The sequence below is a fragment of the Thermovirga lienii genome (assembly GCF_036847465.1).
GTDB lineage: Bacteria > Synergistota > Synergistia > Synergistales > Thermovirgaceae > Thermovirga > Thermovirga lienii.
In genome coordinates, this window is the sequence record NZ_DAITZW010000024.1 from 19,748 (window position 1) to 27,513 (window position 7,766).

Below are 7,766 nucleotides of genomic sequence, written 5' to 3' on the forward strand. Positions count from 1 at the left end.
TATATTTATTAAAGAATATCCTGTGTATCAATATATATCAAAAGGAGGAATAATATCTTATGAACGCTCTTGAGCTTGCTATATATGAAAAAAACGGACATGTCTATGAGCTGTTTGTAAAGAGAGGTTTGATTGCAGGTCTCTTGGAAAGAAATTTGCTGCCACAAGATTTACTTGACACACCTTGGCACATCGATATGAGGCAGGTGTTTGAAAAGATAGAGGATTATTACCGTGATTTTTATGGCTTGGCTGAACAAAACAATCCAGAGGTAAAGATAGCATTAGATTCGACCATACAATATCTTTTCGCCATAGGACAAGCACATGGCCTTACAATTATGCGAAAGTATTTGGACACACTAACCTCCTATCCAGATCCCCCTGTTACAGTAGAAAAGCTATGGTGCCCTATTGACTTGATTAGCGACAAAGGGCTTGCTTATTATGATAATTCTGACGATGGGAAAATACATGCCGCAGATGAATTCAGGAGAAAGTTCAGGATAAAAGCCGCTGACCACGAGCTTACTAACAGAGGGTGTCCAGCAAGGTCTGACTTTTTGATGATTCTCCGCACTCAAAATAATGAAAGGCACTTATTTGTCGGAGAGATTTCTTTAAGTGCAGCAAAAATTGGTCTCAATAATATGTACAGAGGAGATGTGATCAAGAAACTTACTCACGCCCTTTCTGTAAGCCACAAGAAAAAAAGCGTGTTTTCCATACTGCGTGCAGAGATCGATGAAAACGTCTCTTTTAAGATCAACGACAACCTTAAGTACCACCTGAAGGCATTTGCTGGGCGAGATAAACCTCTCTATAAACTCTGTCAAGCATCTTCATATACTATGAAGATGAAGTCTATTCTGGAGAAAAACAATCAGACGCTAAAAACTGCATGTGCTGCAGCAATTACATTCGAGTCGTTCGAAGGTATACTAATATCTGATGAACAACCTTACTCAGCCGAGCTTGCCCAAACCCTAGCAGACGCTTATGTTGGTGCTGAAAACAATTTATCCTTTAAGGAAAGCATACAAAACGCGTACAAAGCACTGATCAACACCTTCCCACCGGAGTTAGACAGACAACTCCGAAGCGATACAAATAATAACGCAAGCGATCAGCAAAAAGACACCATACATATTCAGTTGACCGAAAAACCGTCTTTTACGCCCCAGTCTCACGTTTTCTCGTCTATTGAGGACGCACTAAGTCACATAGATGACGACTACTCTGTTTCGCTTATTGATGAAAGGTTTAGAGAGGCAGCTAAAAAAGAACTCGACCGCTGGAAAGAAACAATAAGAGAGATTGCCCCAAAGAACCAGACTATTTCCTTACGAGACTCTCACAAAGCAGCTATCCATGCCTTCTTTGAAAACACCCCAAAGGGGAGTTTTCGTATCCTTGGATTGCCGGGAAGTCCGGGTATCGGCAAAACAACTGCAATCCAAAAAGTCCTACTAGGGCAGGATACATCACACAAAGACGACAAAGGGTTTTTATTTCTCTATTTCAGCCCTAGAACCATTGTGAACCGGGATATATTTCATAAAATGTGCGGAAGCGAACAAAATATGTATAGCCCAAATGCCATCGCTATCAGCACAGACTCAAGGCGCATCAAATCTACTCCGCAAACAGTAAAAAAACTTATAAACGAAGAGAAACTCCCAGAAGGGACAGAAAGAAATTATAAGACGACCGTTGTTTATCAAGCTGGAGACCCAAAGAATTTTATGATTCCAGCTAGCGACATATTATATCTTAATATTGAAGATGAAAAATCATATTTAAAAGCAGAAGGATCCAGCACAATAAAAAAGGTAACATATTCAGAGGACAAAGACGTAATAAAAGAGAAAAATACGCGGGGAGTAATGCAAACTGTAGTCCAAGCCATTAAAGAGAGCGTCATAACGAACCCACATCTTAATCAAATTACTGCGGCCGCAGCAATCCAATCGTACCGGCATGTTACAGGTAAAGGAGGAACTAAAAGTACAATAGACACTCTTTGTCATCTCTTTGACCACAAAGACCCAGAGTTCACAGACACTCTCTTTGAACGAGCAGACACTGTAGTTATTATGCTTGATGAGTTGACAGGGGATTCAGCAGGAGTAGAACTGGCACAACAGTTAATCAAAAAACTTTACGATATCTTTTTTAAGTTAAAGGAAAGATATGGGAAAAATATGCCAAAGTTTGTGATCGTACTTTCCGACGCATCACTAACAAATGACAACTTTCTCCGCTCCTTCTTAAGCGAACACAGCGGAGACAACAACATTCAATCTCCTGCACGCTTATTTGTTGGCCGTGGGAGAAGAACCCCCTTCGATATATCAATATCCTCTTTGAAAATAGGAGAGCAGGCCTTTTTCGTATATAACGTTATGGCCAACTGTTTCCCTGCACAGAAAGATGGCCTTGAAATTCAATATAACCTTTACCTTGACGTATTCCGTCAATCTGTACTCGAAAAGATGAGTTCACTTAAAAAAAATGGTTCGCAACCCACAAACAAGAACCTTCTTCGAAAAGCAATACAAGAGAAAAGGCTACAGCAAGCTATGCAGGCTATAAACAAAGAGCTGTCAGAAATACAAGATGACGGTCAAATCATCTTTTTTGCTCAAGACAAAGAGTTTCTTGCTAAAGTAAAAGAGACATTGGAAGGGGAAAAAAGAATCGATACAAAAAGCATTATGCTCATCACCTCAAAGATAGATGATGAGGAGAGGAAAAAACTTCTCCAAAATAAACGATATCGTGACAGTGCCAAAATTTTTCTTATTACGTCTTCTGCGGCAAGAGGGATCTCTTTTCCAAACGTGCGTACAATCATAGCAGAAATACCGCAGTTTATGATCGAAAACTCCTTTATGGAAATCGTTCAATTGATCTATCGAGGACGAGGGAAATGTCATGACGGTCGAAACGGGGACAACTTCAAAAGAAAATTAGTCTTTTTGTTAGCGGAAAAAATAGTCATAGAAGAAGGCGAAGAAGAATTTTACGATGACGAAGAATATGAGATCTTAAAACTACAAAAATTAAGCAACCTTGTGACCACACAAATGCTCCTGCGGGGCAGCCTACATACCCGTATAAACGGGGATTTACAGATACAAGGCAATGATATTGCCTTTGTCCCAGTAGGAGAAAACTGTGTAGATGAAGTATCTAAAGAGCTTACACTAAAAATAAGAGAGTTTATTAAGGCGGCGAAAAACTATAGGGCACAAAGGTCAAAGGAAGATAAAAACATTGGATTAACTAAAACAGTATTACAAAAAGTACAGAGAGTCTTCGCTAATTCCCACGTCTCTTTTATACGTAAAACAGCAAATCAAGGAGTGTTTCTGCAGACCACTCTCAGCACGCAAGACAACCACTTTTACAGGAAGTACCTCACAGCCTGTAGCGAAGCGAGAAATATGCTTCCAAACCCAAACGATTCTTATAAGATAATTCCCAAAAATGTTGAAGTCGTAGGAAATATTTTGATTGAAAAAGTAGGCTTATGTCAGTTAAAAGAGACTTTCTTTTTCGATTCAGCTACAGAGTTTGATGCTCAACAAGTACAGCAACATCAAAAGGAAGGTAACATACGGCCTCACACTACAAAAGACACTAAGATCACACTTCAAGCGATACATGAACTTAAAAGAGACTTATATCAGATTGCACGTAACAACACCAAAAATCACGATAAGTCGTTGTGTGGCGATGATTATACCCTGCACAAAAAAGAAAACTCCGACCAGAAAGAAGACTACGACAAGGAGTTGCGTGATGCTGCTCAGGATCTGTACGAGATTCTTGACAGAGACGTAAAACTAGATTCGTATCATTATACTGTTGAAAAATATAGTTACGGAGAATTTTTTATTGTATCTGCCACATGGCCGGGGTGCCCTGCTACAGAAGATGCAATTAAATCAAATGGATTAAGTCAAGACGACCTCGAACCTGCAAGTGAACAATGGAATATGGAATGGGCAAATATATTACAAAGCCTCGTCTGGAAAAAAGACAGCTTTAGTGCTCCAACTCCACCCAACTACAAAACAAATACTCCTTGGGTCATATGTCACGGCAATGACCCTTGGCACAGCTCTATTGTTTTCAGCAACCGCTACTTTGCTGCATCACACGAACTAAACCTGTTGAACGTAATTCTTTAAAAAAAGATTACCTTTAAATCGTTTCTGTCGGCAAGTTAACACTATACTATATATAGAAACTGTCAAAGAGAGAGTTTGTGTATGTTGTGGGACATTCTCTTTTTTTGGATTGCTTACCACTTTATCCGTGGGTTTATCAAGGGCTACTATAGCAACCATGAATAAAAGATATCTTTAAGATACATTTATCTCCTATGTGATTGTTTTTTTGACTAAAAGAAGAAAGAAAGAAGGGTGCTAAATGAAAATACTTCTGAGGTTTCGACCTACTCAAGGAGAGTACGTCAGGCTGCCAAAAGACTATCTACACACATTTCAAGGCTTTATCTATAGTCTAATGTCTGAAAAAGTAGCCAAGTTTATGCATGACGAAGGGTATCAAGTAGGGAAAAGAAAATATAAACTTTTTACTTTTTCTTGGCCGTTAGCCAAAAAGGTTGTTGAGGATCAACATGTTGTTTTTAAAGGAGACATTAGCCTGATAATCTCTACACCTCTCTCTTTTTTAGCTCAAGACATACTTGATGAAGCAGTACAGAGAGAATTTTGTGATTTGGCAGGACATAGGCTTTTTTGTACAGAGATAAAACCTATCGTGGAAACTGTAGAGACAGAAGAGATAACAGTCAGAACGCTTTCTCCTGTCTGCTGTTTTTCAACTGTATATAGGATATCCAACGAAGGGCAAAGGCCTTACGTAGTCTATTACAGTCCCGACAACCCAAAATTTTACACCCAGATACCAGATAACATAACTAAGAAGTTTATGGCTATGTATCCTAATCGACCTGTTCCAGAAGACAAGGTCTCAGTTAAACCTCTTGGGCGTCTTAGATACCAAAAGGCCTTTTTGAGGCCTGATGATCCTCGTCCAGTAAAGGGCTGGTGGGGCGATTTTGTACTTAAAGGCCCTAAGGAGCTGTTGAAAATCGCCTTGGACGCTGGGATAGGAGCTAAAAACAGCTCTGGTTGGGGCTGCGTGACATTATTGAAACAGAAATAAAAGGAGGAGTAATTATGGGTTTTCTTGAAGCCGTATATGCGATAGGTAAAATGCATATGTCAAACGAATCTCCGCCTGAATGGGAAGACGTTGAAAAATTTCTTATGCCTCCGCTGCCGATAACAGACGATTCCAATAAAAACGGCTATGTTATAAGAGTCTGGCTTGACGTTGAGGATCCTTTTGCAGATCAACTAATAGTGAGAGATGTGGCTGATATTGATGTCGTGGAATACTTATCTGGAGAAGGGACTATTCAAGAACAGATAAGGAAGTATTTATATAAAGGACCTTCTGGGAATGCCTCAAAAAAACCCTATAGCCCTCTTCTCAACATTAAAAACCCGAGTTCTGACCGTATAAAGAAACTGAATAAATTGAAAACTGTGGAAGACTGGGCAAATAACGAGCATTCTCCCTTTCAAGCCTTATACACAAAAATACTGAGCCCTCTTCAAGAGAAAGGGGTTCTGTCACAAGGATCTGCGGAGCTAATTAGAGACAAATTAGCTGGAATGCATAAAAAGTTTTGTGGCCTTTGGACAGACGAACGCAGATACTACATTGTGATACTTGGGTGTAAAGACGGCAAAAAGTTTTTATATCCCGGAGAAATTCCTGTGTTTATTTCACATTTTAAGAGGCAAATTCAAGAGCAGATAAAAACAGACAACAGTGTCAAGTGTTCTATCTGCGGTAAGTCGGGAGAATACAACATAGAATTTGGCAAAGTATTTAAATTCGCTACATCTGATAAGCTCGGATTTTTCCCTGCCTGTCAAAAAGAGAATGTACCCAAAGGATTTCCTGTATGTCAAAACTGTTATGCCGTGTTTGTAAAAGGGAATGAAATTGTAGAAAATAAATTTTCTTACAGATACATATTAGATAACATGGCACGAGGCATAATTCCTAAAGAGATACTTATGAACTACAAAAACATAGGCAAGAAAAATGGGCAAGAAAAAATACATTTATATGTTGTTCCAGAACTTATCTTCAATGAAAAAGATTATCTCCCTGCCAAGGTGATCAAGCCGATACATGATTTTCTAAAAACTGGCATAAAACAGGAGGTAAACTTATTTAAAAACCTCGCTCAACAAGGAGATAGCCTAGCATTACACTTTGTTTTTTTGGGACAAGTAGAGGGAAAAGATCAGAAAAGAATTCACTTAATGATAGAAGATGTCCCTCCCAGCAGACTAAAGAAGCTGGAAGAGATTTGGAAACAGTCTGTACATGCATGTTTTCTCCCTACAAAAAATAAAAAGGAGCCTGACAAGGAAGATTTGTGTTTGGATGCTGCTATAAGAAACATAGTGGCCACCTATGTTGAGCTGGTGTCTGTCAACAACGGGGAAAAACATTTTCAAATAGATAATTGCCTGAAAATTCTAGGAAACCTGTTGAGCGGGGATCAGATATGTGTCAGCAGTTTAAAGGTCAATCTCACTTCTCGCTTTACAGGGCTATTTTCTTCCGATAATTGGAATAAGATCGGCACCGCCACAACACAAAGAATGATGTTAGTTGCAGATTTCTTAGAAAGAGTAAACCAAGCTAGGAGGTGTATGTAATGAATTTAGTTTTCTTTGAAGAATTTGCAGATCCATACCTGAAGGGAGATTTTGGAAAAGGAGTTTTTTTAGCAGGCGTGGCGCTAGGAATGATGGCAAAAGAACAAGCGGGTCGAGGAGGAGATTGGAATAATTCTCCGCTGTTCAAACAAATTAGTTTTGGGAGACTTCAGTTAAGAGACCTTAAGAGGCATTTGTCAAGGGCGCCGGAACTCATAAAGGCTTACGATATGAACTATACAAAAATTATAGAAGCATTAGTGGCAAAAGCGGGTATGCTGATCCTTTCAGGAGGCAGCAAAGAACTTGAAGCGGACGGCAACTTTGTGTTCGCTATAGCATTCATGAACGCACCAACAATATGTTTCGAAAAAATTTTCAAGAAGCAGGAAGCAGAGCAGAACTAACAAACAGCAACAACAACTCTTTAAGGAGGGATATTAATGGCTTTTGATAAAAGAAGGGAAATTCTGTTTGTGTATAGCGTAAAAGACGCCAACCCTAATGGAGATCCATTGAATGAAAACCACCCAAGATACGATTATGAAACCGAACAGGTATTGGTATCAGACGTGAGGGTTAAAAGGACTATAAGAGATCAGTTTATGAGAGACGGCAAAGACGTTTTGATTGATGGTGAGCCTAAAACTCTTAATGTAAGAGCAACGGAACTGAAGGAAAAGTTTGGGGTCAAAGAAGCCAAGGAGGCTTTAAGTCGGTGTATAGACGCTCGCCTGTTTGGGGTCACCTTTGCTTTAGGGAAGGAGTCTTTTTCATGGACTGGCCCTGTACAGTGGACATGGGGACACTCCCTCCACAAAGCCAAAGCAATGTTCGTTCAGGGTACATCTGCTTTTGCTACAAAAGATTCCAGCGAACAGCGTTCCTTCAGAAATGAATATGTAGTTCCATTTGCTCTGATAGCCAGCTACGCTGTAGCGAATCAGTATGCTGCTGAAACTACCGGAGCTACTTCTGAAGATC

Annotated in this window: 5 protein-coding genes; all 5 read left to right on the top strand. The window is 39.6% G+C overall.

The window, feature by feature from the left end; genetic code table 11:
• Window positions 1-59: 59 nt before the first annotated feature.
• Window positions 60-4,199, top strand: a complete 4,140-nt coding sequence (locus V7Z69_RS07060; RefSeq protein ID WP_334139352.1) for a C-terminal helicase domain-containing protein — start codon at window positions 60-62, stop codon at window positions 4,197-4,199.
• A gap of 337 nt (window positions 4,200-4,536) precedes the next feature.
• Window positions 4,537-5,202 (top strand): CRISPR-associated endoribonuclease Cas6, encoded by a 666-nt coding sequence (cas6, locus tag V7Z69_RS07065; protein ID WP_334139353.1) that lies wholly within the window; start codon window positions 4,537-4,539, stop codon window positions 5,200-5,202.
• A 14-nt stretch (window positions 5,203-5,216) separates the two neighbouring features.
• The gene (locus V7Z69_RS07070) at window positions 5,217-6,782 is read left to right on the top strand and encodes a TM1802 family CRISPR-associated protein (RefSeq protein ID WP_334139354.1); all 1,566 of its coding nucleotides are present in this window, start codon (window positions 5,217-5,219) and stop codon (window positions 6,780-6,782) included.
• A complete protein-coding gene (locus V7Z69_RS07075) occupies window positions 6,782-7,189 on the top strand; it encodes a TM1802 family CRISPR-associated protein (protein ID WP_334139355.1) in 408 nt (135 codons plus the stop codon). Before V7Z69_RS07070 ends, V7Z69_RS07075 begins: the two co-directional genes overlap by 1 nt.
• A gap of 36 nt (window positions 7,190-7,225) precedes the next feature.
• The coding region (gene cas7b / locus V7Z69_RS07080; protein WP_334139356.1) for a type I-B CRISPR-associated protein Cas7/Csh2 at window positions 7,226-7,766 on the top strand (541 nt) is incomplete at its 3' end.

Bases quoted from the DNA above. Each gene is read 5' to 3' on its own strand.
- V7Z69_RS07060 (WP_334139352.1), top strand. From the start codon at position 60: ATGAACGCTCTTGAGCTTGCTATATATGAAAAAAACGGACATGTCTAT.
- cas6 (WP_334139353.1), top strand. From the start codon at position 4,537: ATGTCTGAAAAAGTAGCCAAGTTTATGCATGACGAAGGGTATCAAGTA.
- V7Z69_RS07070 (WP_334139354.1), top strand. From the start codon at position 5,217: ATGGGTTTTCTTGAAGCCGTATATGCGATAGGTAAAATGCATATGTCA.
- V7Z69_RS07075 (WP_334139355.1), top strand. From the start codon at position 6,782: ATGAATTTAGTTTTCTTTGAAGAATTTGCAGATCCATACCTGAAGGGA.